Source organism: Bacillus sp. SRI_025 (genome assembly GCF_057592095.1).
On record NZ_JBYEGB010000003.1, the window covers coordinates 129686 to 153912 of the forward strand.

Genomic DNA, 24227 nt, shown 5'->3' on the forward strand with positions numbered 1-24227 from the left:
ATTTTCTAACAAACGATAGGTTTTTTTACTTCTCGTTCTATATAATATGAAGAAAAGACTTGCAGGGGTGAGTATATGACGCAGGAAGATGTATCTTATAAAGATAAAAAAGTCATTTCAATCGGGATTGTCAGTGAGTTAACAGGGCTTTCCGTCAGGCAAATCCGATATTATGAGGAACGTAAACTCATTTACCCCCAGCGCTCAACAAGAGGCACACGGAAATATTCTTTTGCAGATGTTGAACGTTTAATGGACATCGCCAATAAACGGGAAGACGGTGTGCAGACAGCTGAAATTTTAAAAGACATGAAGAAAAAAGAACAAGCGCTAAAAAGCGGACAATTTAAGAAAAAAATGCTTGAAGGCCAGATTAATGCACACTTTCGGTATAAAAATCGTTAAACAAAAAAGAATCGCTTACTCTTTAAAATCAAAGCTTTGTTCGTATTGATTGTTGCAATTGCTGAATGAAAAAGAGACAGCGATTGCTGCCTCTTTTTTAACTAACGCACCTGTTAAGTGCAACGAGTTAGTGTTCATCGATTCGTTCAGGAATCGAAACGGTTCGTTCATTGACCACATTCCCAGTGTTTAGAGTCGTTTTAGGTTCAATTAATAACAAATGAACTTCTTCTTCAGCAATTGGCTGATGTTCAATTCCTTTAGGAATCACAATAAACTCCCCTTCATTAAGAACTATTTCTTTATCCCTGAAACGGATGACCAGCTTCCCTTTACATACAAAAAACATTTCATCCTCTTCATCATGGTGATGCCAAATGAATTCACCTTTAACTTTTACCATCTTAATGTATGAATCGTTCAATTCTCCGCTTATTCTAGGATTCCAATAATCATTTATTTTTAAAAATTTCTCTTGGACATTCGTCTTTGAAATCAATAGATTTCCTCCTCATTCATTGGAAACGTCTGTTTTTCTTTTCCCAGATAAAATTCCCTACCTCACCATCCTCCTCATGATCAGATACCAAGGGACACAAATAGCATCAACCTCTTATATCTTTAAGTTTACTTATTCCGTTGGATCACGTAAAATCAAAAAATAATGTATAGTTGATCACAATTTGTGATGCAAAAGGAGAGTTATTTTGGATATTAAATCTTTGGAAGTGTTTAAAGCCGTTGCAATTGAACAAAGCATCACAAAAGCGGCACAGAAATTGAATTATGTGCAGTCCAATGTTACTGCACGAATCCAACGTCTTGAACAAGAATTAGGAGTTCCTCTTCTCTATCGATATCATAAGAAGATATCTTTAACACCTGCAGGACGCGAACTATTGCCCTATGTAAACAAATTACTCTACGATTTCGAAGAAGCGATAGAGGCAGTAAAGCTTTCCTCTACTCCGCGGGGAACTTTACACATTGGATCTATAGAGTCAACCGCTTCTACAAGATTGCCAAAAATTTTTGCCGAATATCATAAGAATTTTCCACAAGTAGAATTGAGTATGTATATGGCACCTACAGTAGATCAAGTTAACGCGATTCTCAACTACAAGGTAGACGGCGCATTGGTAGATGGGCCCATTCTTCATCCGGAAATTATGGAGTATCCTGTATTGGACGAATCCCTGGTCCTGATTACAAGCTACTCCTCGGAGCAATTCCAGGTAGAATCAATTTTACACGAACCATTGCTCTCGTCATTCGCTCATTGCATCTATTTAGGCCGTTGGCAGCAATGGCTAGAGAGCAGCGGTTATCCTCCTATGAAAGTAATGGAATATGGTACTTTAGAGGGCGTGCTTAAATGCGTTGAAAACGGACTGGGAGTTACCGTATTACCAAAATCTATGGTTGAATCCCGGGTGCAAGGCGGCTTTACCTGTCATCCATTACCGGAGCCACATAGAATAGTACCCACTGTGTTTATAAGGCGCCGCGATTCTTACATGACCAGTGCCCTCTCACACTTTATGGAGTTAATGGGTATAACTGATTTGTGATAAAAAAGAGGATAGGAGAGCTAATTTTTGTCAGCTCTTCTATCCTTTTAAATATACCTTGACTTTTATTTAGAGGATGCCTCAGACCCTTCAACAACCCCTACAAAGTCAATTCGCACACCGCCTCTTTCTGGATCTTCTTTCACCCGGAGGGCAAGTGCCTTTTTCTTCCCGGTTTTTGCATCTTCATAATTCGCATGGAACACATGAATGCTGGCTTCTTCCAATTGAAAGTCCTCATAAGAAAGTGTGTCTATGCCCCATTCTTTTTTCAATTTCAGAATGTCATTTGGGCTCGGGACCGCACCTTCGACGTAGACGTCTTCCATTTTTCTTTTATTTCCTTCAGTGATGGCTTCAAGCATATGCTCTGCAGCCACTAGCCTCCGATCTTTCCCCTCGTCTTCCCTTTGACATGCATTCAGCAAAAGCAAACACATCAAAATGAATAAAAACTTCTTCATGTTTCTCTCCCACCTTCTCCTTAAAATGTAAAGGATGGAAGCGCTATATGCAATCTTTATACAAAAAAAGCCTGTAAAACGTCATGTTTTACAGGCTTAGATTGTGGACAAAGGATGGTCCTTTGTCTACCTTTCAGCGCGATCTGAAAACCTTTGAAGTCTAGGAAGGACGAGTACCGGAGCGGAGCGAATTGAACATTCGTGAGCACCGGCACGCAAGGACTGACACCGAATGCAAGGGTTTGTCAGCGCGCTGAGACTGTAAAACATCATGTTTTACAGTCTTCTTGCTACATAAGTGTATGGAGGAACGCTGTCGCAATTCCAAAATAGATGAGTAGTGATAAAATATCATTCAATGTTGTAATAAGCGGCCCAGATGCAATAGCAGGGTCGACGTTTAATCTGTGTAAAATAATAGGCACGATCGTACCTGCCATCGTTCCAATAATCAGTGTGGCAAGTAGTGAGGACCCGACAACAAAACCTAAAATCATATTGCCCTGCCACACCATTGCGACGACTGTAATAATGATGGAACAGACAATCCCAATGTAAATACTGGTTCGGAGCTCTCTAAAAATCAGGCGCATAATGGTTTTTTTCGTTAATTCCTCTTTTGAAAGTCCTCTAATGACGACCGCTAGCGACTGTGTCCCTGTATTCCCTGTCATCCCAGCAATCATTGGCATAAAGAAGGCTAAGGCGACGACTTGCTGAAGGGTATCTTCAAAGTAATTTAAAATACTGCCTGAAATCAGCCCAATGAATAAAAGTAAAATGAGCCACGGGAGACGGCGGTATGCTGCAACAAAAGCGGGCGTGTCGAATGTAATATCTTTACCGGAGGCTGCGAACTTCTCATAGTCTTCTCCTGCCTCTTGGATGACGACATCAATGATATCATCGACTGTGACGATTCCGACCAGGACATTGTTCTCTTCCACAACAGGAATGGCAAGAAAATCATACCGTTCAATCAGCTTGGCGATTTCTTCCTGATCCTGAAAGGCTCCAACGGCAATGACTCTTGTAAACATAAGATCCTGCACTTTTTCATCTGGTTCACCTAAAATGAGATCGCGGTACGACAGAACCCCTACAAGCTGCTTTTGATCGTTAATAACATATAAATAGTTGATCGATTCTGCAATTTCAGCAAAGCTTTTCAGCTTCACAACTGCGTCCTGAACCGTATAGTGCTGAGGAATCCATACATACCGGTTGGTCATGATCCGGCCTGCTGTCTCAGCTGGATAATTCATGAGAAGCTGGACGGCCTTTGATTCCTCTGCCTCCATGTTTGATAAAAGCTGATCTTTCAGCTCATCATCCATTTCATCAAACAAGTTGGCTAGGTCATCGTTATCCATTTTGTTTGTGACGAAGGTGGCTTTGTCTTTCCCTACTTTTTCAAGCACAATTTCTTGGTACTCGCGCTCAAGCTCACCCATCATTTCCGTCACATCATCGACTGTTAAAAAGCTAAGGAAGCGGCCGCGGTGTTTTTCTGGAAGTTCTTTAAATAAATAGGCCATATCATATGGCTGAAGTTCTTCCATAATGTTTTTGAATTCTTTGCGTTTGCCATCTCTTAACAAAATAATGATTCTTAAAATGAGTTCATCGTACGTAATGTTCTGTATCATCGCTGTTACCTCCCCAAAGTCAGGAGATACCCGAATCCCTTAGAATGTGCGGGGGTCAGGATCTCCTCTGTCTGATGCGTCAATCTGATCTTTTGACATACTCTCTATGTGTCTCGAATCGGGATGATCCATCCCCACACCTCCTTTTCTCATAAAAAAGCACCTTCAACCGAATGAAGGCGCTTTGTAAGCATGACAAAATAAACACTTGCTCCTTCAATCGTAGAGCTTTAGCACTGTATGGCATAGGATAAAATCCAGCTGCATTAAAAATCACCTTATGTCGATGATTTCTGTTGACCCATTGGCGTCTTTGGACATTTTTGGGCAGCAGCGTATCTCCATACAGGAGCCTCACCTAACGAAGTCTCATATTGTTAACACACTGAGATTACAGAAAAAGCGGAATGATGTCAATAAGCAAGATGCCAAGTATTCTTATGTATTCGCTTACTTTTCAAAAAAAGAGCGATGGACAACTCTTACCATCGCCCTTTCATGTCTTTTTATTCCTCTTCCGGCTGATTCATATCCTCTTGGGAGAGGAGATGAAAGGAATCATGCAAAAACAAAGCATATCCTTCTCCATCAGGATGCGGAACGTATTCCGCATAATCCATTGTCTGCTCTTCTTCTTTTTTCTTCATATTCTCTCGCCTCCTTTCCCGTAGTTTGTCCCAATGAAAAAACCTTACACATGAAAGTGTAAGGTTTGATGATGGCTTAATCATCCCATTCTTGCTTCAGGATTTTGCCCGTTTTAGCGGAAATCTCAAAATCAACTTCTTCGCCGCTAGGTGTTGTGATTTCAACTTCATAGATGTACACACCATTTTCTTTATCTAGATCAGAATCGGTGACTGTGCCTTTTACTTTTGCAAGAGCAATTTTTTCAGCTTGTTTTTTCGTGATCTTCACATTCTGTTTCTTTTCTTTGACTGGATCATTCAGCGCTTTTCCAGTTTTTGCATCGACATATACTTTATATTCAAAGCCGCCTTTTTTAATCTCGACCTCATACACCCATTTTCCTTTTTTACGCTCAAGATCCACATCGTCTACATAGCCTTTCACCACTTTTAAGGCTGCTTTTTCAGCTTGTTTCTTTGAAACAAACGACGATTTCTTTTGCACGACTTGCTCGGCGTTTGCTGTTTGATTTGTATTTTGCGCTTGAAGTGTGAAACCACCTGCGACAAGAGTTCCCGTTAATGCAGTAGCTACTAGTACTTTTTTCATCATGTTCATTTCCTCCTCTTTTTGATTTCTTCTATATCTTAAGAAAACAAGATGATAAAGGAAGGAAAGAAAGATGAGAATATCATGAGAAAAGGATTAGTTTTCGTACGTAATGCCCTCAATGTCTCCTGTATAGGCGTTCACAAGTACCTCTGCCTCTCTGCCGTCAGGCAAATCCAGCTCCACCTCAAATACGAGCATACCGCTGAATGTTTCAAGATCGGCATCATCCACTGTTCCGCCAACTTCTTTGACAGCAATTTGGATGGCTTCCTCGACAGTGATTTTTGTGAGCTTCTTTTCTTTAGAGGTTGGTTTTTTCTTTTCTGCTTCAAGCACCTTGAATGACTGTTTGTCGACCTCGACTTGATACAATTCTTTTTTTGATTGGATGGTAAAAATAAAACGATCTGTCGTCTCTTTTTTTTGAATGACGGTTCCGCTCACCTTTTTAACAGCCGCCTCTTCTGCCTGGAGCTCAGCATTTTTTTCATTCGGCTTCTGATAGCTTTTTAACTGTCTAATTTCTTTCATTTGACCGCTTGCAGAAGATGCAATGATTTGGTAGATGCCATTTGCATTTTCCAGCGTCAATGTATAGTCCTGTTTATGGTTGATTAGATCAATATGTGTAATGTTTCCATTGTAGTCTTTTGAGATCATTTTTTTCATTTCTGCTTCACTTAATATTTTATGATCAATGGTTTGGATCATGAGCATTGCAAAGGCCGCAAGAATTGCAAGACATCCTGCGAGCGCAAGCACCATTTTCGTTTTTCTAGACATGCAGCGCCTCCTTCCTATTTCCTATTTTATAAGGAGGAAATGAGAAATTGATGAGAAAAGACCCATTTATTTCTGAAAAAGAATGGTCATGGCTGTCCCTTCGCCGATACGGCTGTCTACCTTCAGCTCGGCCCCATGTTCTTCTGCAATTTGCTTCGCAATTGAAAGACCAAGACCGGTTCCGCCCGTCTCGCTGTTTCTCGCTTCATCCACACGGAAAAAGCGGTCAAAGATTTTCGGCAGATCCTCTTCTTTTATACCGATTCCTTGATCAATCACTGAAATAAATGGCTTGTCTCCTGCCCATCCGCAGGTCACATCAACCGGCTCTCTACTATATTTGACCGCATTATCAATTAAGATGGTCAAAAGCTGTTTGATTTTCTCTTCGTCTCCTTCTGCGATCAGCGGCTGGTCTGTCTGCACATGGAATTGGATCGTTCGATTAGTGGCCACCTCAAGTGTATGACATAGCTGCTTGCACAAATGACCAAGATCAACCGGCTTCATATCCAAGTATAACGGCTGACCGTTTTTCGCCAATGTCAGTAATTGATCTGTCAGTCTTTTCATTTTTTTCGCTTCATCATGAATCGCTTGGGAAGATTCTTCTACAACCTCTGGACGTGTTTGCCCCCAGCGTTTTAGTAAATTGCTGTAGCTCATAATGACGGTAATCGGAGTCTTTAATTCATGAGAGGCATCATGCAAAAATTGTTGCTCTTTTTCATAATGCTTCTCGAGAATCTCGGACATTTCATTAAAGGTTTGTCCCATTTGATATAGTTCATCCTTTGAATCGCCTGTTAATTCAATTCGTTTAAACGCCTTCTCTTTCATACTTGCCTTCATGGTACTCGTTATTCTGCTAATCGGCCGGACAATTTGCTTTGTTAACACGTGGCCTGCAAAATAGGAAAGCACAATAAACAAAACGCCGGTTGTGATTAAAATCATTTTTAATAACGCTAAGTTCTCTTCCGTATTTTCGATTTCTTCATATACTTGAAGCGACATAATCTCACCATTTGTCCAAATGACTGGAATAGCAGCGAACGCAACCATATGCTTATTGTATTCTTTGATTTCTGCCGTCTGGCCAGATTCATATGTAAAAGGCAGTGAGCTAAACGTTGATTCCTTTGTGACAGTCAGTTTTGACTCTCCCGATTCTGTCACGACACGGATCATGCCATTTTGAGGCAGGTACGCCTTCAGCAGCTCCGAGGACGGAAGACCCTCTTCCTCTGATTTTTTTAAAGCAATGGCAATATTTTCAGCCACCTCAGACAAACGGGACATATCTTTTTGCGTCAAGGTCATCGAAAAAATAAAATAAATGGCTGTATGAAACAAGAGCACCATTAAAAACAAAGACAACGACGTATAAAGCTGAATCTTATTTTTTAATCTCATTCTTTATCCTTTCATCACATAACCCACACCTCTCACTGTGTGAATCAGCTGTTTTTCGAATGGGTAATCGATTTTTTTCCTTAAATAACGGATATAGACATCTACCACGTTTGTATCACCAAAATAATCAAAACCCCAAACCGCTGTTAAAAGCTGATCTCTTGTGAGCACTTGCTGCTGATGGTTCAGTAAGTGGACAAGCAGATCATATTCTCTCGGCGTGAGTTCAAGCATTTGCCCAGCCCTTTGTATTTCTCTTGTTTTCTCGTTGACCGTTAAATCTGCTATGCTCAGCTCTGTCTCCTTTTCTTCTTGTGCATGTATATTCAGTCTTAGCTGCGCGCGAATTCGTGCTAATAATTCTTCTATGTCAAAAGGTTTTGTTATATAATCATTCGCCCCAAGATCGAGCCCGCTTACTTTATCAGGGACACTCCCCCTTGCTGTAATCAAAATAATAGGTGTCGCTGTATTTGTCTTTCGAACCCTTCTCAGCACTTCAAGACCACTTAACTCTGGAAGCATGACGTCAAGCAGCACCAAATCGAAGCTGTCTTCTTCAAGAGCCTGAAGGCCGGCCATTCCTGTCTCTTTGACTGTCACCTCATATCCTTCATATTCAAGTTCAAGTGACAGCACCCTTGCGATTTTCTTTTCATCTTCGACTACGAGTATCTTCCCTTTGTTCATCTCTATCTCTCCTATCTGAAAGGCAAGCTTGTCTTTCCATTATTATATGTTGCCTTTCTCATTTGGAACAGTCACAATCTTCACATCTATTTTTTCATGAAAGAAGAAATATATTGAATGAAGTTGTTTTTTAACACAGTAACCGCACATCAATTGAAAGGAAAATAAAACGGCTAACCACTCAAAAAAAAGACCTCATCTTGAGGCCTGTTTACTTTTTTATAGGTCTGCTGACAAAGAGCTGATCTACTGAGGTTCCTAAAACAAAAGCTATGTCAAAAGCTAATTGCAAAGTGGGGTCATATTTATCATTTTCGATCGCATTAATGGTTTGTCTCGACACCTTACAAAGTTTAGCTAATTCTTCTTGAGACAATTTATTAGATTTTCTTAGCTCTCTAATATGATTCTGCATTTAATCACCATATTTTTTTCTGTAAATGAGGAATGTGAATACATATATTATTGAAACCACAGACAGGAACGCGATAGGTGAAATCCCAATGCCCTGATTTGAGTTCCCTTGAATCGTTAGAAAGATATTCTGTGCGACTTCTAATAAAAGCATACCGAAAACCACAATAAACGCATAAGATTGAGCTTTCGAGTAAATAAATCTCTTTCGTTCATCACCCTTTTGAATCATCGAAGTGATCAAAATGAACAATCCGATCAATAATATTATAACTGAATAGACAACCTTTACGTAATCCAATCTTTAGTCCCCTTTCAAACAAAATGTCAAATACTCTTTACATTTATAATCATAGCATTAGTCCCTTAAATGTCAAATACTTTTTACATTTCTTATTCTTTATAAAGTTATCATTGAAAAGCAATAATCTGCTCTCATGGTTTATCTATTTTCTTCTCTTCTTTCATCTATTGATTCTTTTTCAATCTGCCTATTTTAGTTCTATTCACCCATTTTCATCTGTACAGGTGCAACCTCACTATGCAGCATTTCCTTCTTTTTCATATGATATCAAGAGTTTTCTTCAAAAGGTGAGCTCTTTCGTCAATAAGTGAGGAGAACTGCACTTTTGATAATAGATTAATTATTTGAAAAATTATTACAATTGACCCTTTCCGATCAAAAGTTTCTTTTATACAATAACATTACGCAGCCTGAATCTACTTTGAAAACAAAATAAGGAGGGCTTTCTTATGAAAGGTGAAATTCGCTTAATTCCGTATGAAGTAAAAGCCAATGTGATGGAAGCGAAAGAGACGCCGGAAAGTATTCAGGAGATTAAAGCACCCGAACTTTGGTCAAGTGGCTTCAAAGGAAAAGGCATAACCATTGCTGTCCTTGATACAGGCTGTGACACAGAGCATCCCGACTTAAAAGATCAGATTATCGGAGGAAAGAACTTTACCGACGATGACAATGGAGATGCTGAAAATGTCAAAGACTACAATGGGCATGGTACCCATGTAGCAGGAACGATTGCCGCAACAGATCAAAATGGCGGAATTTTAGGGGTTGCCCCTGAAGCCAAGCTGCTCATCGTGAAAGTTCTTGGCGGTGAAAATGGCAGCGGAAAATATGAATGGATCATTGATGGCATCAACTATGCTGCAGAGCAGAAGGTAGATATTATCTCCATGTCTCTCGGTGGTCCAAGCAATGAGCCAGCCCTGCAGGAAGCCATTCAAAATGCGGTGAAAAGCGGTGTGCTTGTTGTATGCGCAGCAGGAAATGAAGGGGACGGGGACGAGCGTACGGAAGAGTTCTCCTACCCAGCAGCATACAATGAAGTCATTGCCGTCGGTTCTGTTTCCCTTGCTAGAGAATCCTCTGAATTTTCTAATGCCAATAAAGAAATCGACCTCGTTGCTCCAGGAGAAGACATTTTATCCACTCTCCCTAACCATAAATATGGCAGACTCACAGGGACTTCAATGGCTGCCCCTCACGTAAGCGGTGCACTAGCCATTATCAAAAATGCCGAAGAAGAAGCGTTCCAGCGCAAGCTGACAGAGCCTGAGATCTATGCTCAGCTAGTCAGAAGAACCCTTCCATTAAAACAGTCGAAAGCCCTTGTAGGGAATGGATTTTTATATTTAACTGCGCCTGATGTCCTTTTAGAAAAAACATTGGAAGCAGATCTTTTATCTCTATAGCTTAAATAGAGGTCCTGAGAAAAGTAAGAATTTTCTCAGGATTTTTTTAATTAAAATTATTCAAAATTTACTTTGACGAAATGAAGTGAACGTTATATAATCGAACACAATAAATTCATAGTTTGAGAGTCGGTAATTCGATTACACGTCGAATTTTAATTGGGAAGACCGGTGAAAATCCGGCGCGGTCCCGCCACTGTGAGTGAGGAGAGCTTTTCTCAGTAATCCACTGTCATTAAGATGGGAAGGATGAAAAGCTTGCAGATTCACCAGCCAGGATACCAGCCACTCTATCACATCAAACCCCCTACGGTTGATAGGAGATGTCGGAAAAAGCGTCAGTGATACTCACGCCTTATTTCGCACACACATTTTGTCTTTTAAACCAGACATTTACCTCATCAATCTTGATCATGAGCGTAAATGTCTTTTTATATTTAGAGGAGGAATTGGAATTGACAATTGTTAAAACAAGTAATCTAGGCTTTCCGCGAATTGGTTTAAACAGAGAATGGAAAAAAGCACTTGAGTCTTACTGGAAAGGTCAAACAGACCGCGAAACCCTCTTAGGCACACTGGATGAACAATTTTTAACTGCCATTAAAACACAAATCGATCAACAAATTGATGTTGTACCTTCTGGAGACTTTACCTTCTATGATCACGTACTGGATACTGCTGTTATGTTCAATTGGATTCCAGAGCGCTTCCGCAGCTTAAAAGACCCGCTAGATACATACTTCGCGATGGCAAGAGGGACAAAAGATGCCGTCTCAAGTGAAATGACAAAATGGTTTAATACAAACTATCACTACATCGTTCCAGAATACGAAAAAAGCACAGAATTTAAACTCACACACAACAAACCGCTTGAAGCTTACGAAAAGGTGAAAAAGGCATTTGGTGTTGAAACAAAACCGGTTGTACTTGGTCTTTATACATTTGTCTCACTTTCTAAAGGTTATGAAGCAAATGAAGTGAAAGAAATCCAGCAGCGTCTAGTGCCGCTTTATACGCAGCTTTTAAAAGAACTTGAAGAAGCCGGCGTCAAATGGGTTCAAATTGATGAACCTGCACTTGTCACAGCTTCAAGTGAAGACGTAAAATCCGTAAAAGAAATTTATCAAACGATCAAAGAAGCCGTACCTGGCTTGAACATTCTTCTTCAAACCTACTTTGATTCAGTAGATGCGTATGAAGAGCTTGTCACATATCCTGTTGAAGCAATCGGTCTTGATTTTGTCCATGATCAAGGGCGCAACCTGGATCAAGTGAAAAAGCACGGCTTCCCGAAAGATAAAATTTTAGCAGCTGGCATCATTGATGGAAGAAATATTTGGAGATCAGATCTTGGGGAAAGATTATCCTTTATTTCTGAAGTCATTGCTGAGGCTCAGCCGAAAGAAGTGTGGCTGCAGCCATCAAGCAGCTTACTGCATGTACCAGTTGCCAAACACCCAAGTGAACAGCTTGAAGAAAAACTATTAAACGGACTATCTTATGCCACTGAAAAGCTGGCTGAATTGACATTATTAAAAGAAGGTTTAACAAAAGGAGCAGCTGCCATTGATGCCGACATTAACGAAGCAGCACAAGCACTTCTTACCTTAAAAGAGTTCGCAAAAGGAACAAATGCGGATCTCACAGCGGAACGCAACAATCTTTCATCGAAAGATTTTAAACGTCCAGTTGCCTTTGAAGAACGCCTGCGTATCCAAAACGAATCTCTTGAGCTCCCGCTTCTTCCAACCACAACGATTGGCAGCTTCCCGCAGTCTGCCGAAGTGCGCAGTGCTCGTCAAAAGTGGCGCAAAAATGAGTGGACAGATGCAGAGTATGATGAATTTATTAAGAAAGAAACAAAACGATGGATTGATATTCAAGAAGAAATTGGCCTGGATGTGCTCGTACATGGAGAATTTGAACGGACAGACATGGTTGAATACTTCGGTGAAAAGCTAGCCGGATTTGCCTTTACAAAATTTGCTTGGGTACAATCCTATGGATCACGCTGCGTGAAACCGCCAATCATTTATGGAGATGTAGAGTTTACAGAGCCAATGACAGTGAAAGAGACAGTTTACGCACAAAGTTTAACAGAGAAAAAAGTTAAAGGAATGCTGACAGGACCTGTTACCATCTTAAACTGGTCTTTCCCAAGAACGGATATCTCTCGAAAAGACATTGCTTTCCAAATCGCTTTCGCTTTGCGTAAAGAGGTAGAAGCTTTAGAGGCAGCTGGTATTCAAGTGATCCAAGTGGATGAGCCTGCGCTAAGAGAAGGACTTCCGCTCAAAGAAAGTGATTGGGCAGAATATTTAAACTGGGCAGCAGAGTCATTCCGTTTATCCACATCATCCGTTCAAAATGACACACAAATTCATACACATATGTGCTACAGTAACTTCGAGGATATTGTCGATACGATCGAAGACTTGGATGCTGACGTGATTACAATTGAACATTCACGCAGTCATGGCGGATTCCTCGATTACTTAGAAAAGCACCCGTATTTGAAAGGACTTGGACTAGGCGTTTATGACATCCATAGCCCGCGCGTTCCATCTGTTGAAGAAATGAGCGAAATCATTGATGATGCGCTAAACGTTTGTCCAACAGATCGTTTCTGGGTGAATCCGGATTGTGGGCTAAAAACTAGACAAGAGCCTGAAACCATTGCTGCTTTGAAAAACATGGTCACAGCTGCTGAAGTCGCTCGTAAAAAGCTGGCGCAGCACGCATAATTGAATGCCTCTCCCCTGCTGAACGTGGCAGGGGTTTTTTATGTGCAAATTGGCCTGTTCGATCTTCTACTATGAAGATTTCTTTTCTAGCATGATTCGTTTATACTAGAGAAGTCAGTCGAACAAAGGGAGGAAGACAATGAATCACGAAGATTTTTTACAACGCGCAATTGATCTTGCAGTAGAAGGAGTCAATAGTGGTACTGGCGGCCCTTTTGGAGCAGTCATTGTCAAGGATGGTCAGATTATTGCAGAGGGAAGCAACAATGTGACAACGAGTAATGACCCTACCGCACATGCAGAAGTCACAGCCATTCGAAATGCATGCCAAACTCTACATACATACCAATTAGAAGATTGCACTCTATACACAAGCTGCGAGCCTTGTCCGATGTGCCTTGGCGCTATTTACTGGGCTAGACCAAAGGCGGTGTATTTTGCTGCTGGACATCAGGATGCAGCGGATGCTGGTTTTGATGACTCGTTTATTTATGAAGAAATCAACAAAGAATACGAATCAAGAAATATACCATTTTACAAGCTGACACCTCAAAAAACCCTTGCGCCATTTGAAGCATGGGAAGCATACGATAAAAAGAAAGAATATTAAAAAAAGACACCTGCTCGTAAGCAGGTGTCTTCTACTATTACTCCGCCACTTCAAGCTCTACTTCAATGTTCCCTCTCGTTGCTTTTGAATATGGACAGAATTCATGTGCAGCATGGACAAGCTCTTTCACTTTGTCATGATCATGACCTTTCCCAGACACAATCAGCTTTACGCCAAGCTTAAAGCCGCCGTCGCTTTCATCTTTTAAAAGACTGACATGTCCTTCTACTTCCGATTCAATTTCTATCCCTTGCTTCTTGGCTACCTGTTCAAGTGCTCCTCCGAAACAAGCTGCATAGCCTGCTGCAAATAATTGCTCTGGGTTTGTACCAGTCTCTCCATCTTTCTTTGCGTTAGGCATGACTATGTTATAATCGAGCACACCATCTTCTGAACGAACATGTCCAGCTCTTCCATGCTGCGCCTTTACTTTTGCTGTGAATAATGGTTTCATCTTCATCTCCTCCTTTATCTATTGATCCTTTTCACGTTCTATTCATTTCTCAAACATTTATCGCACATTGAAGAATTTTTCATTTTTCGTCTGTATTTATTTTAAAAAGGAAGAAAATCTTATACAATGATAAGTATGACAAAAAATAGTTGGTGACTGACATGACAAATGAATTTGAACATATGAAGCTGGAAAATCAGCTTTGTTTCTTGTTATATGCAAGTTCACGAGAGATGACGAAGCAGTATAAACCGTTATTAGAAGAATTAAACATTACGTATCCGCAATATTTGGCACTGCTTTTATTGTGGGAGCATGGAACATTAAATGTGAAAACGATGGGAGAGCTTCTCTATTTAGACTCCGGTACACTCACACCCATGCTGAAACGAATGGAGCAAAACGGACTCATTATCCGAGAACGCTCGAAAGAGGATGAGCGGTCTGTGCAAATTCGTTTAACGGAATATGGAGAACAGCTAAAGGAAAAGGCTACTGCAATTCCGTCTCACATGCTGACTGGGACAGGCAGATCAGAAGAAGAGCTAAAAATACTGCGCGCCTCTTTACATGAGCTTTTGCAAAATTTAACACAACCAAAAGGCTGAGGGAACGATCCCCTCAGCCTTTTATTGATGTCTAATTATTGTGCGACAGCTACTAGTTCTACTTCGATATTTCCTTGAGTTGCTTTTGAATATGGACATACACCGTGTGCTTTATGAACAAGTTCTTCTAATACTGACTGCTCAATGCCAGTTCCCTTTACTTCTAATTGAACGCCTAGTTTGAAGCCGCCATCTGAACTGTCTTTTAATAAGCTGACATGTGCTGTTACTTCACTTTCAAAACGGATACGCTCTTGTCTTGCTACCATTTGAAGGGCAGAATCAAAACATGCAGAGTAGCCTGCTGCGAATAATTGCTCTGGGTTTGTTGCTTTTTCAAGTTTTTTTGCTCTTGGTGTTCCAGGCATTGCTACATCATGCTCAAGTACACCATCTGTTGAAACAACCTTTCCTTCTCTTCCTCCGACAGCTGATACCGTTGCTGTAAATAAAACGTCTGACATGAATATAACCCTCTTTCTCTCCAATAATATTTTCTACAATTTAATTGTACACAATTTAAATTACGGAGTCAATCAATAAATACTCTTTTTTAAGTTTTCCTCCCTGAACCCTTTTTATGAGCATGTCCCAAAATTGTTAGACATAAAAAAAGCCCTTTAACAAGGGCTTTTAGATCGTGTCATGCTGTGGATTCGGTTGTTCTAGCGTATGGTTTCTGTTATCTGGATCGGCATTTGCTGCTGCCAGCCACAATGCCATGATGGTGATGCTTGTACAGACGACTGCCCATTTTTTAAAATTCATATAAACAATCCCCTCTCTGAATATAGATTCGCGCATGTTCCGCTTCCCCATAGAACATGGAAGATTTTTCATAATCCCCCATTTCATTATAATACTTTGCGGTATCTAATGCCAGCTCCTCTATATCAGGATATGCATAGGCAGACTCTAAAAAATGGAAAATTTGTTTCATATGCTCCGCATCTTGTCTTAAATACAATGCTTCTAGAAATATGGTTTTCTGAATATGAATGTCATCTTGAAGAGCTTCTGCTCGCTTCATACATTCTTCTCTGTAGTGTAATGCTTCTTCGTGTTTTCCTTGTTTGTATAATATCTGAGCGGCTGTATAAAGAGGGTCTATAGATCGACGAAGATGATCGGATTGATTTTGATCAAATAACGAGATGGATTCTTTCATTAATTCGAGTGCGCGGCCTAAGTCTCCCATTCGGTAATAACTGTTGCCCATATTAAATAAAGAGGAGGCAATAAAACGCACATTCTGAAACTCTCTTGATCTCGCAAGTGCTCTTTCGAGATGTGGTAATGCTTTTTCATGCCTTCTCATATCATCGTAGTTACCGGCCACAATAAATTGACACTGAATGGTGCGAAGCGCATACAGTTCATGCTGAACATAAACATCCAGCGCTAGTTTAGCATGGTGCATCGAGATATGCGTTTGTTTCATGTGGTAATATATTTCTGACATTTTAAAATGAAATTCCGCACGTTCAATATCATCTGATACAAAAGAAAGCTTGTGCTCTGCCTTTTGATAAGACGATATGGCAGCAATATACTCCCTCCGTCCGAATTCATACATGCCTCTGAAAAAATGATAGTAGTATTCTAGCATGCCTGTGACATGCGTTTGATGCTCATCTATTTCTTTCGAAAGCTCGGAAAAGTTGGCGCGAAGCTTTCCTTCCTTTAATGGCTTTAAATAATCGAGCATGACCTCATGCCGAAATTCCATTAAAGAAAAATAGAGAAGCAAATTCTGATCTTCTTCCATTGAATCAAGAGAGGTGCGAATTTCCTGTTTTAACTGTTCTGCTTGTTCTGAATCAAATCTGCGGATTAATTCATACCACTTGTTGATTTTCACTCCAATATCCGAAGAGGGAATGATTTTCGCCATACGTTGCCTTCTCCAATCTTCTCAAAATATAAAACATTACCATATTTTATCATACTTGACCGGAGAAATACAAAAATGAAAGGAAAAAGAGAGCCTGTTGTCACAAGACTCTCTTTTGAATTCGTTATTCTCTTATTTGTCCTTGACCACGAATGACAAATTTTTCAGACGTTAAGGCTGGCAGACCCATTGGTCCTCTTGCATGAAGTTTTTGTGTACTAATACCTATTTCCGCTCCATAACCAAATTCAAATCCATCTGTGAAACGAGTAGAAGCATTATGATAAACAGCGGCAGCATCGACAGCTGTTAAGAAAAGGGCTGCATGTTCATCATTTTCCGTAATGATCGCTTCAGAGTGCTTAGAGCTATAAGTTTGAATATGCTGAATCGCTTCTTCTATGTTTTTTACTATTTTAATGCTGACAATCGGTGCTAAAAACTCCGTTGCATAGTCCTCAGTTGTCGCTAATGCAGCACTAGGAGCAAGCGCGCAAACAGCTTCATCACCGCGTATTTCTACCCCATTTGATTGAAGGGCTTCAAATAACGAAGCACCGTATGTTTTTGCCCAAGTTTCATGAATGACAATGCTCTCAATCGCATTACAAACAGATGGTCTTTGGGTTTTGGCATTCAGCACAATCCGCTCAGCCATTTCGTTTTTCGCTGTTTCATCAATGTAGATATGACAATTTCCCGCACCTGTCTCAAGCACCGGCACAGTTGACTCTCTCACTACAAGATCAATTAAATTCTTCCCGCCGCGCGGAATGAGGACATCGAGGTATTCATTTAAGGTGAACAGTGTTTTCGCCGTTTCACGGCCCGTATCTTCAATCAATTGCACACTGTCTACTGGAATATCCGTCGTATGAAGCGCTTCATGAATCACCTTTACAATCGCTTTATTACTATGAATAGCAGATGAGCTTCCGCGCAGAATCACAGCATTCCCAGTTTTCAAGCAAAGGGTCGCAGCATCGACTGTCACATTTGGTCTTGCTTCATAAATCATGCCAACCGTTCCAAGCGGTACACGGACCTTTTCGATGAATAGACCGTTTTCTTTTTGAATGGTTTCTAACGTTTCACCAATTGGGTCTTTTAGCTGAATGAGTTGAAGGGTCGCGTCTGCAATGGCTTCAATTCTCTCTTCCGTGAGTGTGATCCGGTCAATGACAGATGGCGTGAACTGCTTTTCCTCAGCCGCTTGAACATCCTTTTGGTTCTCCTCTATTAAATAAGCTGAAGATGCTTTTAGTGCACTTGCAATGGCGTGCAAGGCAGCATTTTTTTGTTCCGTCGTTTTTAGAAGCAGCTGATCTTTAGCTACACTTGCTTTTTTTGCTTTTTCAAGAACTTCATTCATCGTATTCCCTCCTCAGTTTTGTACATGCTGTACCCAGTGATCTCGGTGTATGACCTCAGGCTTCTCTTTTGAAAGCTCGTCACTTCGCATTCCTTTAATGCCAAGAAGCTCATCGGATGCGTACAAGGTTTGTCCCTTACCAACTAATCCGTTTGGCCCGACGACTTCTACAACCTCTCCTTTAGAAAAGTCACCAGCGACATCAATGACTCCTGCCGGAAGAAGACTTCTACCATTATGCAAAATCGCCGCTTCCGCTCCTGCATCAATCATGATCTTTCCAGAGACCGGTGAGTGGAATTGAATCCATTGACGGCGGTTGTTCACAGCTGATAAATCCTGTTCACCGATATACGTTCCGTCACCTTGACCCGCAAGAATGCGAAGCAGTTTGTCTTCCCCAGTGCCTGTACCAATGAAGACTTTCACACCAAGTGAAAGTGCCGTTTGTGCAGCAGACAGCTTCGATTTCATTCCGCCTGTTCCAACCTTTGAACCAGTGCTCTTTGCATATGAAAACAATTCTTCTGAAATGTGAGTCAGGACATCAAACCGCTTCGCCTCAGGATGCTCATTTGGATTTGCATCATAAATGCCATTGATGTCTGTTAATATGATCAATTGGTCTGCATGGATTAATCCACTGACAAGAGCTGACAGCATGTCATTATCCCCAAAGGTAAGCTCCTCGATGGAAACTGAATCATTTTCGTTTATGATCGGCAAAATCTTTCTTTCCAGCAGCTCCATCATCGTTGCGTAAGCATTTCGATATCTTGTTCGATCTGAAAAGTCATTACGTGTTAAAAGCATTTGAGCAGGTGTCATGTGAAACTGTGAAAAAAGCTCTGTATATTTTTGCATTAACAAGCCCTGACCAACGGCAGCGGCTGCCTGTTTCCCCTTTAAGGTCACAGGTCTTGATGGATAGCCTAGGCTTCCAAATCCTGCCGCAACGGCTCCTGATGAAATTAAAATGATTTCATGCCCTGCTTCTTTGAGCTTTGCTATCGCTCTTACATGATCCTGCATCTTTTGTTCATCAATGGCTCCTTTTTGCTCTGTTAATGAACTGCTGCCAATTTTTATGACGATCCTTTGCTTTTTCATCCTTGATTCCCTCCGCTATACCTTTAGGCACAAAAAAATCCCTTTTTCTCCTTATGTAAAGGACGAAAAGGGATTTTCCGTGGTACCACCTTCATTGAATAAGCATGCGACATGCTTATTCCACTCAACTCCTGTAACGCCAGGCACGCGCTTAGATTTTTCCTCTAAGGCTCAAAGGGCAGGTTCAGCAGCTGTCTGCGGCAAATGTTTCAGCATATCATTTGCTCTCTTTACGCATCAGTTCCTGCTTACTATTCCTTTTCAACGCTCATTAATTTTTTTATATTATCACCAATTGCTAAAGAAAAGTCAAGCGGTCAATTAAAGACAATCGTTTTATTCTCATGAACAATAATTCGATCTTCCAAGTGCCATTTGACAGCACGTGCAAGCACACTGCGCTCAATTGTCCGGCCAATATTTTTTAGAGCTTCCGCATCATCCCGGTGATCTACACGCTCAATATCCTGTTCAATGATCGGTCCTTCGTCTAAATCATTGGTCACATAATGAGAAGTCGCACCAATTAATTTGACGCCTCGTTCATATGCCCTCTTGTATGGGTTTGCACCAATAAACGCTGGCAGGAAGGAATGATGAATATTAATGATTTTATTCGGATGCTCTTCAATAAATTTAGGCGTTAAAATTTGCATGTATCGAGCAAGCACAACGGCATCAATGTCGTACTTTTCTAATAGAGCAAGCTGCTGTTTTTCTGCCTCTTGACGAATGTCTTTATTCGCCTTCACAAAATGGAATGGGATGCCGAGTGCTTCGACCGTATCCTTTGCCGTTTCATGATTGCTGATCACAACTGCGATTTCAGCCATTAAATTTCCGCTTTGCCATTCCCATAGAAGTTCATTTAAACAATGAAGCTCTTTCGATACAAAGATCGCCAGCTTTTTCAGATCACTTGCACGTGACATGCTCCATGTCATTTGAAATGATGCGGCAATTGGCTCAAAGCTATTTTTCAACTGATCTAAGTTGGCCGAAATGTCTTTCCAATCAAATTCAATTCTTAAAAAGAACCGGCCGCTTTCATGATCTGTTGTATATTGGCTGGATTCAATGATGTTCGCTCCGTGCTCAAATAAAAAGGAAGAAACAGCTGATACAATACCAGGCTGATCCGGGCAGCTGACAAGCAGTCTGCCTTTTTGCTCGTGCTTTTGTCTGTGTAATTCAAGTTTCTCTGTAATCAATGTTCTCATGTATCATGACCTCATTTACGTTTTCATTCTAATGAAATATTATACTGGACTGGAAAGAGAAAAAGCAATGAAGAGTCTATTTTTTATTGAATATTCATTCAATTCTGCACCTAGCGTGATATAATGTGAGTAGACCTTTTATCACAAAAGGAGTGATGGAGATGAAAAGCATGACTTTGTTTGGTAAAGTGAGCTTTTGGCTCGGCATCATATGTCTGATCACAGGTATTTATCTATTTATGACCGGTGAAAGACTCATTCCTTTGCTCACATTTGGTGTCTGTTTTCTGCTTGTGAGTCAGCTTTACCGCAAAAATGAAAACGATTCCAATCATCATTCGATGTAATAAAAAAGGCTGGCAGACAGATGCCAGCCCTTTTCTTATTCAATAATCTTTAACCCGACCGCCGCAGATAAAATCAGTGCGATAAAGAAAATACGTTTTGCGTCTTTCGACTCACCATAAAACAGCATGCCGACAACGGCTCCTCCAGCAGCTCCAATGCCAGTCCAAATGGCGTACGCCGTTCCCATCGGAATTGTATTCATCGCAAGAGAGAGCATGAGAAAGGACAGCGAAAATCCAGCTGCAATAAATAAAATCCATTTGACATGTCGGTCTTTCTGGAATTGATTCATCATGGTGACACAAAGCATTTCTAAAATGCCTGCCCCAATGAGTAAAAGCCAGCTCATGATTCAGTCTCTCCTTTCTTTTCTCCTGTGGTCAGCTTGAGCCCTAATACACCGCTTAAAAGCACCATGATTAAAAGTAATTTCAATAGCTGTACCGGCTCCCCCATGACCATACCTACTATGACAGTACCTGCTGTCCCAAGTCCGGTAAAAACGGCATAAAGTGTGCCAACTGGCAGTACAGTCGTAGCTTTCAGGAGTAAATAAAAGCTGACGACAATACAAACGATGGTTGCGGCCCATTCCAATAAAGAGTCAGCATATTTCAATCCCATCACCCAGCCGACTTCAAAGATCGCCGCAATCAAGACATTTCCCCATTTCATTAGATCCCTTCCTTTCTGAACGATTCCAACCAACAAAAAAAAGCCTGGAAATCGATCGTTTGATCAAATCTCCCGGGCTTTTATCCCTCCGTGTCATACGGTCTATTGTCAAGACCCTATGTGTTTTCTCTCGGTCCAGACTGCGCCACCCGCACGGAACCCTAGAAAACCAATTCATGATAAGCAGATCTGACTTAGAGCAGATTCTGTGTCAAAATTGTATCACACCCCTAAATACTGGTCTATCACTTTGCTTTCCTCAGGCAAATATACTTGTTCATTTTTCGAAAGAATTTTTATGGGACCGCCGTATACTAAGTGTTAGAAACAGGTTAACTGATCAAGAAGATTTACAGGCTGTTTCGCTGCGAACTGAAGGGAAATGAGCATATATGACAATCCATTTATTTTTTATGACATTGACGATCAAGCGTAAATACAAGGACATGGAGACCGTACTTTACGAACAAGAAGTTGAAGCATTTTATGAAGAAATGAAACAGAAGCAGCTAAAGTATATGAACTAAAACAGGAGGAGATCGACATATTTATCATGCTTGCATACGAGAAAGAAGTTTCCTTAAAGCGCGGGTACGGCAACGATCACATCGCTGATATAATGAAATAAGATTGATGTGATGATCGTTCAACTTTAGAATGCTGAAAAACATTTTATAGAAAATCAAGAGGTGGATTCATATGATGATGACCGATGAACAAAAACATGAATTTTATCAAGCACTTGTTGACAAGAATCCGCAATATGACGGCACATTCTTTGCCTGTATTAAGACAACCGGCATCTTCTGTCATGCCACATGTACGGCCAGAAAGCCAAAATATGAAAACTGTGAGTTTTTCTTTACAGCGGAGGAGGCACTGCTGGCAGGGTATCGCCCATGCAAACGCTGCACACCGTTAACATACCCTAACAGCATTCCTGAAGAAGTCAAAACACTCGTTTCAGCAGTAGAAAAAAATCCTGAGAAACGCTGGAAAGAAGAGGACTTCCGCCAATTAGGGATTCACTCTGCCACTGCTAGAAGAAAATTTAAAGACATTTACGGCATGACCTTTGTTCAATATGCAAGATCACGCCGAATGGGACTTGCCTTTAAAGAAATTTTGAACGGAAAAAAAGTAATCGATCAGCAGGTCACCTTCGGCTATGAATCTTCAAGCGCCTTCAATGATGCATTTACGAAAATCATGGGAAATCCCCCTAAAAAAGCGCAGATTCACATTCTCTATGCTAATTTTATTTCCACACCGATCGGGCGGATGATCAGCGTGACAGATGCCACACATGTGTATTTACTGGAGTTTATGGACAGGCGGGGACTCGAAAAAGAAATTGAAACATTAAGAAAGAAGCATCATGCCCGTATTTTAGTTGGAGAAACAAACGTCCATCAGCAATTAGCAAAGGAATTGGCCTTATATTTTGAGAAAAAGCTGACCAAGTTTACTGTACCCCTTTCCTTACATGGCACCCCTTTTCAAATGAAGGTGTGGGAGCAGCTTTCACTCATTCCAGCAGGCGAAACGAGATCCTATCGTGATCTAGCCACAATACTGGGCGATCCGCATTTGGTTCGTGCCGTTGGTAATGCAAATGGTGCGAATCAATTGGCGATTATCATTCCTTGCCACCGCGTGATTCAAACAAGTGGTGAACTTGGAGGCTACGGCGGGGGAATTGAACGGAAGAAATATTTGCTTCAGTTAGAACAGCGTGAATAAAAGAGAAAACGGCTCTGCTTATTCGGTAAGCGAGCCGTTTTCTCCGTTACGGGTGATGCTGTATACATCAATGATTTGGTCCCATTTTGAAATGGTTTTTTCTTTTTTCATGCCCATTTTTAAAGCGACCTTCACCGACGCTTCATTCTCAGGACGAATTAGGCTGACCATCCGTCTGACCTTCATTTCTTCAAATCCATAGGTGAGACAGCCTTTTGCAGCCTCCGCAGCATAGCCATTCCCCCACGCCGCTTTCTTTAGCATATAGCCGATCTCAAGCTCTGTTTGCCCTTCAATATTTTGCAGGACAATTCCGCTTTGTCCAAGTCGTTCATTTGTTTCTTTATCTTCAATGATCCATAGCGAGGTGTGGTACGTGCGGTCATTTTTTTGATTCCATGCAATCCACTCTTTTGTCTGCTGTTCATCCTTCAAAGAAGGATAATACTTCATCACTTCTTCGTCTTGAAACAGCTCGTCATATAAAAATGACGCATCATGTTCATTCATCGTTCTCAGTTTCAGGCGCTCTGTTTCAAATACTGTTCTTGTTTGAACTGTCATTGATGATCCTCCCTTTTTTTACTTGCTAAAAATATCTCCGAACAAACCATTTGAATCTGGGGCAAAGTAATGGAAGCCCGCACCGGTTAAACTAGCAGCCAGCGCTGTCCACATCATTAAGCTCACGGTCATCCACACCGCGACTTGCTTTCTTTTCGTTCCAAAGCTCATGCACATCAAGGCGGCTAAATGACTTCCGATGATAAAAGGACCAATGAGCGCTAATCCAGGCAGACCGTATCGTTCCCAAATTTTTCTCGCCCGCAGCTGCTTTTTCTCTCCTTTTTCATCACCTTTCTCTTCTTTTCTCTTTAACCACCATGCTTTAAACCGGTCCACAAACACAATGAGAAACAAGACTGTGAGAAAGTTGCCGATGAATCCAATCACAGCTGTTGTCACAGGATGCAGTCCACTTAAGATTGCGAATGGAACGACACCAATCACTTCAAAAAAAGGCAAAGCAGCCAATACAAAAACGAGTACATATCCCCATACGATATCCAAAAACAGAACCCCTTTTCATTTTTGTCCTCTC

At 41.0% G+C, this 24227-nt stretch carries 29 protein-coding genes, 3 riboswitches and 1 other annotated feature; of the genes, 9 read left to right on the forward strand and 20 right to left on the reverse strand.

Annotation, left to right across the window (positions count from 1 at the left end; all coding sequences use genetic code 11):
• Positions 1-75: 75 nt before the first annotated feature.
• Positions 76-405, forward strand: coding sequence for a MerR family transcriptional regulator (locus tag AC20OE_RS10320; protein ID WP_024424656.1), 330 nt, complete (start codon positions 76-78; stop codon positions 403-405).
• 127 nt (positions 406-532) lie between these two features.
• Here AC20OE_RS10320 and AC20OE_RS10325 read toward each other — a convergent pair whose 3' ends face one another.
• A complete protein-coding gene (locus tag AC20OE_RS10325; RefSeq protein WP_082700857.1) occupies positions 533-904 on the reverse strand; it encodes a cupin domain-containing protein in 372 nt (123 codons plus the stop codon).
• Between the two features lie 208 nt (positions 905-1112).
• On the opposite strand from AC20OE_RS10325, the gene AC20OE_RS10330 reads away from it, so the two are divergent.
• Positions 1113-1976 carry a LysR family transcriptional regulator gene (locus tag AC20OE_RS10330; RefSeq protein WP_047202741.1) on the forward strand — a complete coding sequence of 288 codons (864 nt, stop codon included), beginning with the start codon at positions 1113-1115 and terminating at the stop codon, positions 1974-1976.
• A gap of 65 nt (positions 1977-2041) precedes the next feature.
• Here AC20OE_RS10330 and AC20OE_RS10335 read toward each other — a convergent pair whose 3' ends face one another.
• The 8 genes from AC20OE_RS10335 to AC20OE_RS10370 form a co-directional block, all read right to left on the reverse strand.
• A complete protein-coding gene (locus AC20OE_RS10335; RefSeq protein WP_059376903.1) occupies positions 2042-2440 on the reverse strand; it encodes a hypothetical protein in 399 nt (132 codons plus the stop codon).
• 290 nt (positions 2441-2730) lie between these two features.
• Positions 2731-4089, reverse strand: a complete 1359-nt coding sequence (gene mgtE, locus AC20OE_RS10340; protein ID WP_039178033.1) for a magnesium transporter — start codon at positions 4087-4089, stop codon at positions 2731-2733.
• A gap of 208 nt (positions 4090-4297) precedes the next feature.
• Positions 4298-4462: riboswitch (M-box (ykoK) riboswitch) on the reverse strand.
• Between the two features lie 133 nt (positions 4463-4595).
• Positions 4596-4736 carry a hypothetical protein gene (locus AC20OE_RS10345; protein WP_180272400.1) on the reverse strand — a complete coding sequence of 47 codons (141 nt, stop codon included), beginning with the start codon at positions 4734-4736 and terminating at the stop codon, positions 4596-4598.
• Between the two features lie 76 nt (positions 4737-4812).
• Positions 4813-5331, reverse strand: a complete 519-nt coding sequence (locus AC20OE_RS10350; RefSeq protein WP_039178030.1) for a PepSY domain-containing protein — start codon at positions 5329-5331, stop codon at positions 4813-4815.
• Positions 5332-5424: 93 nt separating this feature from the next.
• Entirely contained in the window at positions 5425-6114 is a 690-nt protein-coding gene (locus AC20OE_RS10355; RefSeq protein ID WP_058838962.1) for a PepSY domain-containing protein, read from the reverse strand.
• A 66-nt stretch (positions 6115-6180) separates the two neighbouring features.
• On the reverse strand, positions 6181-7530 hold the full coding sequence (locus AC20OE_RS10360; protein WP_039178026.1) for an ATP-binding protein: 1350 nt from the start codon (positions 7528-7530) through the stop codon (positions 6181-6183).
• A 3-nt stretch (positions 7531-7533) separates the two neighbouring features.
• Positions 7534-8220, reverse strand: a complete 687-nt coding sequence (locus tag AC20OE_RS10365; protein WP_039178024.1) for a response regulator transcription factor — start codon at positions 8218-8220, stop codon at positions 7534-7536.
• 211 nt (positions 8221-8431) lie between these two features.
• Positions 8432-8635 (reverse strand): helix-turn-helix transcriptional regulator, encoded by a 204-nt coding sequence (locus AC20OE_RS10370; RefSeq protein WP_039178022.1) that lies wholly within the window; start codon positions 8633-8635, stop codon positions 8432-8434.
• Positions 8636-9387: 752 nt separating this feature from the next.
• Between AC20OE_RS10370 and AC20OE_RS10375 the strand changes: the two genes are divergently transcribed.
• From AC20OE_RS10375 to guaD, 3 genes are all read left to right on the forward strand, one after another.
• A complete protein-coding gene (locus AC20OE_RS10375) occupies positions 9388-10347 on the forward strand; it encodes a S8 family peptidase (protein ID WP_041085049.1) in 960 nt (319 codons plus the stop codon).
• Between the two features lie 112 nt (positions 10348-10459).
• Positions 10460-10651, forward strand: a riboswitch (cobalamin riboswitch).
• Positions 10652-10802: 151 nt separating this feature from the next.
• The gene (gene metE / locus AC20OE_RS10380) at positions 10803-13091 is read left to right on the forward strand and encodes a 5-methyltetrahydropteroyltriglutamate--homocysteine S-methyltransferase (protein ID WP_144490636.1); all 2289 of its coding nucleotides are present in this window, start codon (positions 10803-10805) and stop codon (positions 13089-13091) included.
• A gap of 139 nt (positions 13092-13230) precedes the next feature.
• On the forward strand, positions 13231-13701 hold the full coding sequence (gene guaD, locus AC20OE_RS10385; RefSeq protein ID WP_039178016.1) for a guanine deaminase: 471 nt from the start codon (positions 13231-13233) through the stop codon (positions 13699-13701).
• A 37-nt stretch (positions 13702-13738) separates the two neighbouring features.
• Here the strand turns inward: guaD and ohrB are convergent, their stop codons facing one another.
• A complete protein-coding gene (ohrB, locus tag AC20OE_RS10390) occupies positions 13739-14155 on the reverse strand; it encodes an organic hydroperoxide resistance protein OhrB (RefSeq protein WP_268465276.1) in 417 nt (138 codons plus the stop codon).
• 161 nt (positions 14156-14316) lie between these two features.
• On the opposite strand from ohrB, the gene AC20OE_RS10395 reads away from it, so the two are divergent.
• Positions 14317-14763, forward strand: coding sequence for a MarR family winged helix-turn-helix transcriptional regulator (locus tag AC20OE_RS10395; protein ID WP_039178012.1), 447 nt, complete (start codon positions 14317-14319; stop codon positions 14761-14763).
• Positions 14764-14798: 35 nt separating this feature from the next.
• On the opposite strand, the gene AC20OE_RS10400 is transcribed toward AC20OE_RS10395, so the two are convergent.
• From AC20OE_RS10400 to purU, 6 genes are all read right to left on the reverse strand, one after another.
• Complete coding sequence (locus tag AC20OE_RS10400; RefSeq protein WP_039178010.1) at positions 14799-15227, reverse strand: organic hydroperoxide resistance protein; 429 nt, start codon at positions 15225-15227, stop codon at positions 14799-14801.
• A 169-nt stretch (positions 15228-15396) separates the two neighbouring features.
• A complete protein-coding gene (locus AC20OE_RS10405) occupies positions 15397-15531 on the reverse strand; it encodes a hypothetical protein (RefSeq protein ID WP_024424642.1) in 135 nt (44 codons plus the stop codon).
• Positions 15521-16657: a Rap family tetratricopeptide repeat protein gene (locus tag AC20OE_RS10410; RefSeq protein ID WP_058838957.1), complete on the reverse strand. Its 1137-nt coding sequence runs from the start codon at positions 16655-16657 to the stop codon at positions 15521-15523. The genes AC20OE_RS10405 and AC20OE_RS10410 overlap by 11 nt, the downstream gene beginning before the upstream one ends.
• Positions 16658-16781: 124 nt before the next feature.
• Positions 16782-18029 carry a glutamate-5-semialdehyde dehydrogenase gene (locus AC20OE_RS10415; protein ID WP_058838956.1) on the reverse strand — a complete coding sequence of 416 codons (1248 nt, stop codon included), beginning with the start codon at positions 18027-18029 and terminating at the stop codon, positions 16782-16784.
• A gap of 12 nt (positions 18030-18041) precedes the next feature.
• Positions 18042-19139, reverse strand: a complete 1098-nt coding sequence (gene proB / locus AC20OE_RS10420; protein WP_041085058.1) for a glutamate 5-kinase — start codon at positions 19137-19139, stop codon at positions 18042-18044.
• A gap of 55 nt (positions 19140-19194) precedes the next feature.
• Positions 19195-19413, reverse strand: a binding site (T-box leader).
• 43 nt (positions 19414-19456) lie between these two features.
• Complete coding sequence (gene purU, locus AC20OE_RS10425) at positions 19457-20359, reverse strand: formyltetrahydrofolate deformylase (RefSeq protein ID WP_039178002.1); 903 nt, start codon at positions 20357-20359, stop codon at positions 19457-19459.
• Between the two features lie 161 nt (positions 20360-20520).
• Between purU and AC20OE_RS10430 the strand changes: the two genes are divergently transcribed.
• Positions 20521-20706, forward strand: a complete 186-nt coding sequence (locus AC20OE_RS10430) for a hypothetical protein (RefSeq protein ID WP_144495104.1) — start codon at positions 20521-20523, stop codon at positions 20704-20706.
• Positions 20707-20741: 35 nt separating this feature from the next.
• On the opposite strand, the gene AC20OE_RS10435 is transcribed toward AC20OE_RS10430, so the two are convergent.
• Positions 20742-21056, reverse strand: coding sequence for a DMT family transporter (locus AC20OE_RS10435; protein WP_117730044.1), 315 nt, complete (start codon positions 21054-21056; stop codon positions 20742-20744).
• Positions 21053-21382 carry a DMT family transporter gene (locus tag AC20OE_RS10440; RefSeq protein ID WP_268465283.1) on the reverse strand — a complete coding sequence of 110 codons (330 nt, stop codon included), beginning with the start codon at positions 21380-21382 and terminating at the stop codon, positions 21053-21055. The genes AC20OE_RS10435 and AC20OE_RS10440 overlap by 4 nt, the downstream gene beginning before the upstream one ends.
• A 67-nt stretch (positions 21383-21449) precedes the next feature.
• Positions 21450-21558, reverse strand: a riboswitch (guanidine-I (ykkC/yxkD leader).
• Positions 21559-21774: 216 nt separating this feature from the next.
• Here AC20OE_RS10440 and AC20OE_RS10445 point away from each other — a divergent pair.
• Positions 21775-21909: a YrzI family small protein gene (locus AC20OE_RS10445; RefSeq protein ID WP_073204910.1), complete on the forward strand. Its 135-nt coding sequence runs from the start codon at positions 21775-21777 to the stop codon at positions 21907-21909.
• Positions 21910-22081: 172 nt separating this feature from the next.
• Positions 22082-23125 (forward strand): bifunctional transcriptional activator/DNA repair enzyme AdaA, encoded by a 1044-nt coding sequence (locus AC20OE_RS10450; RefSeq protein WP_268465285.1) that lies wholly within the window; start codon positions 22082-22084, stop codon positions 23123-23125.
• 18 nt (positions 23126-23143) lie between these two features.
• On the opposite strand, the gene AC20OE_RS10455 is transcribed toward AC20OE_RS10450, so the two are convergent.
• Both AC20OE_RS10455 and AC20OE_RS10460 read right to left on the reverse strand, forming a co-directional pair.
• The gene (locus tag AC20OE_RS10455) at positions 23144-23689 is read right to left on the reverse strand and encodes a GNAT family N-acetyltransferase (RefSeq protein ID WP_151284228.1); all 546 of its coding nucleotides are present in this window, start codon (positions 23687-23689) and stop codon (positions 23144-23146) included.
• Between the two features lie 18 nt (positions 23690-23707).
• On the reverse strand, positions 23708-24196 hold the full coding sequence (locus AC20OE_RS10460) for a small multi-drug export protein (protein WP_039177994.1): 489 nt from the start codon (positions 24194-24196) through the stop codon (positions 23708-23710).
• Positions 24197-24227: the final 31 nt, after the last annotated feature.

What these genes read in the sequence shown, in the direction of transcription:
- AC20OE_RS10320 (WP_024424656.1), top strand. Translation starts at nt 76, where the DNA reads ATGACGCAGGAAGATGTATCTTATAAAGATAAAAAAGTCATTTCAATC.
- AC20OE_RS10335 (WP_059376903.1), bottom strand. Translation starts at nt 2,440, where the DNA reads ATGAAGAAGTTTTTATTCATTTTGATGTGTTTGCTTTTGCTGAATGCA.
- mgtE (WP_039178033.1), bottom strand. Translation starts at nt 4,089, where the DNA reads ATGATACAGAACATTACGTACGATGAACTCATTTTAAGAATCATTATT.
- AC20OE_RS10345 (WP_180272400.1), bottom strand. Translation starts at nt 4,736, where the DNA reads ATGAAGAAAAAAGAAGAAGAGCAGACAATGGATTATGCGGAATACGTT.
- AC20OE_RS10350 (WP_039178030.1), bottom strand. Translation starts at nt 5,331, where the DNA reads ATGATGAAAAAAGTACTAGTAGCTACTGCATTAACGGGAACTCTTGTC.
- AC20OE_RS10355 (WP_058838962.1), bottom strand. Translation starts at nt 6,114, where the DNA reads ATGTCTAGAAAAACGAAAATGGTGCTTGCGCTCGCAGGATGTCTTGCA.
- AC20OE_RS10360 (WP_039178026.1), bottom strand. Translation starts at nt 7,530, where the DNA reads ATGAGATTAAAAAATAAGATTCAGCTTTATACGTCGTTGTCTTTGTTT.
- AC20OE_RS10365 (WP_039178024.1), bottom strand. Translation starts at nt 8,220, where the DNA reads ATGAACAAAGGGAAGATACTCGTAGTCGAAGATGAAAAGAAAATCGCA.
- AC20OE_RS10370 (WP_039178022.1), bottom strand. Translation starts at nt 8,635, where the DNA reads ATGCAGAATCATATTAGAGAGCTAAGAAAATCTAATAAATTGTCTCAA.
- AC20OE_RS10375 (WP_041085049.1), top strand. Translation starts at nt 9,388, where the DNA reads ATGAAAGGTGAAATTCGCTTAATTCCGTATGAAGTAAAAGCCAATGTG.
- guaD (WP_039178016.1), top strand. Translation starts at nt 13,231, where the DNA reads ATGAATCACGAAGATTTTTTACAACGCGCAATTGATCTTGCAGTAGAA.
- ohrB (WP_268465276.1), bottom strand. Translation starts at nt 14,155, where the DNA reads ATGAAACCATTATTCACAGCAAAAGTAAAGGCGCAGCATGGAAGAGCT.
- AC20OE_RS10395 (WP_039178012.1), top strand. Translation starts at nt 14,317, where the DNA reads ATGACAAATGAATTTGAACATATGAAGCTGGAAAATCAGCTTTGTTTC.
- AC20OE_RS10400 (WP_039178010.1), bottom strand. Translation starts at nt 15,227, where the DNA reads ATGTCAGACGTTTTATTTACAGCAACGGTATCAGCTGTCGGAGGAAGA.
- AC20OE_RS10405 (WP_024424642.1), bottom strand. Translation starts at nt 15,531, where the DNA reads ATGAATTTTAAAAAATGGGCAGTCGTCTGTACAAGCATCACCATCATG.
- AC20OE_RS10410 (WP_058838957.1), bottom strand. Translation starts at nt 16,657, where the DNA reads ATGGCGAAAATCATTCCCTCTTCGGATATTGGAGTGAAAATCAACAAG.
- AC20OE_RS10415 (WP_058838956.1), bottom strand. Translation starts at nt 18,029, where the DNA reads ATGAATGAAGTTCTTGAAAAAGCAAAAAAAGCAAGTGTAGCTAAAGAT.
- proB (WP_041085058.1), bottom strand. Translation starts at nt 19,139, where the DNA reads ATGAAAAAGCAAAGGATCGTCATAAAAATTGGCAGCAGTTCATTAACA.
- purU (WP_039178002.1), bottom strand. Translation starts at nt 20,359, where the DNA reads ATGAGAACATTGATTACAGAGAAACTTGAATTACACAGACAAAAGCAC.
- AC20OE_RS10430 (WP_144495104.1), top strand. Translation starts at nt 20,521, where the DNA reads ATGAAAAGCATGACTTTGTTTGGTAAAGTGAGCTTTTGGCTCGGCATC.
- AC20OE_RS10435 (WP_117730044.1), bottom strand. Translation starts at nt 21,056, where the DNA reads ATGAGCTGGCTTTTACTCATTGGGGCAGGCATTTTAGAAATGCTTTGT.
- AC20OE_RS10440 (WP_268465283.1), bottom strand. Translation starts at nt 21,382, where the DNA reads ATGAAATGGGGAAATGTCTTGATTGCGGCGATCTTTGAAGTCGGCTGG.
- AC20OE_RS10445 (WP_073204910.1), top strand. Translation starts at nt 21,775, where the DNA reads ATGACAATCCATTTATTTTTTATGACATTGACGATCAAGCGTAAATAC.
- AC20OE_RS10450 (WP_268465285.1), top strand. Translation starts at nt 22,082, where the DNA reads ATGATGATGACCGATGAACAAAAACATGAATTTTATCAAGCACTTGTT.
- AC20OE_RS10455 (WP_151284228.1), bottom strand. Translation starts at nt 23,689, where the DNA reads ATGACAGTTCAAACAAGAACAGTATTTGAAACAGAGCGCCTGAAACTG.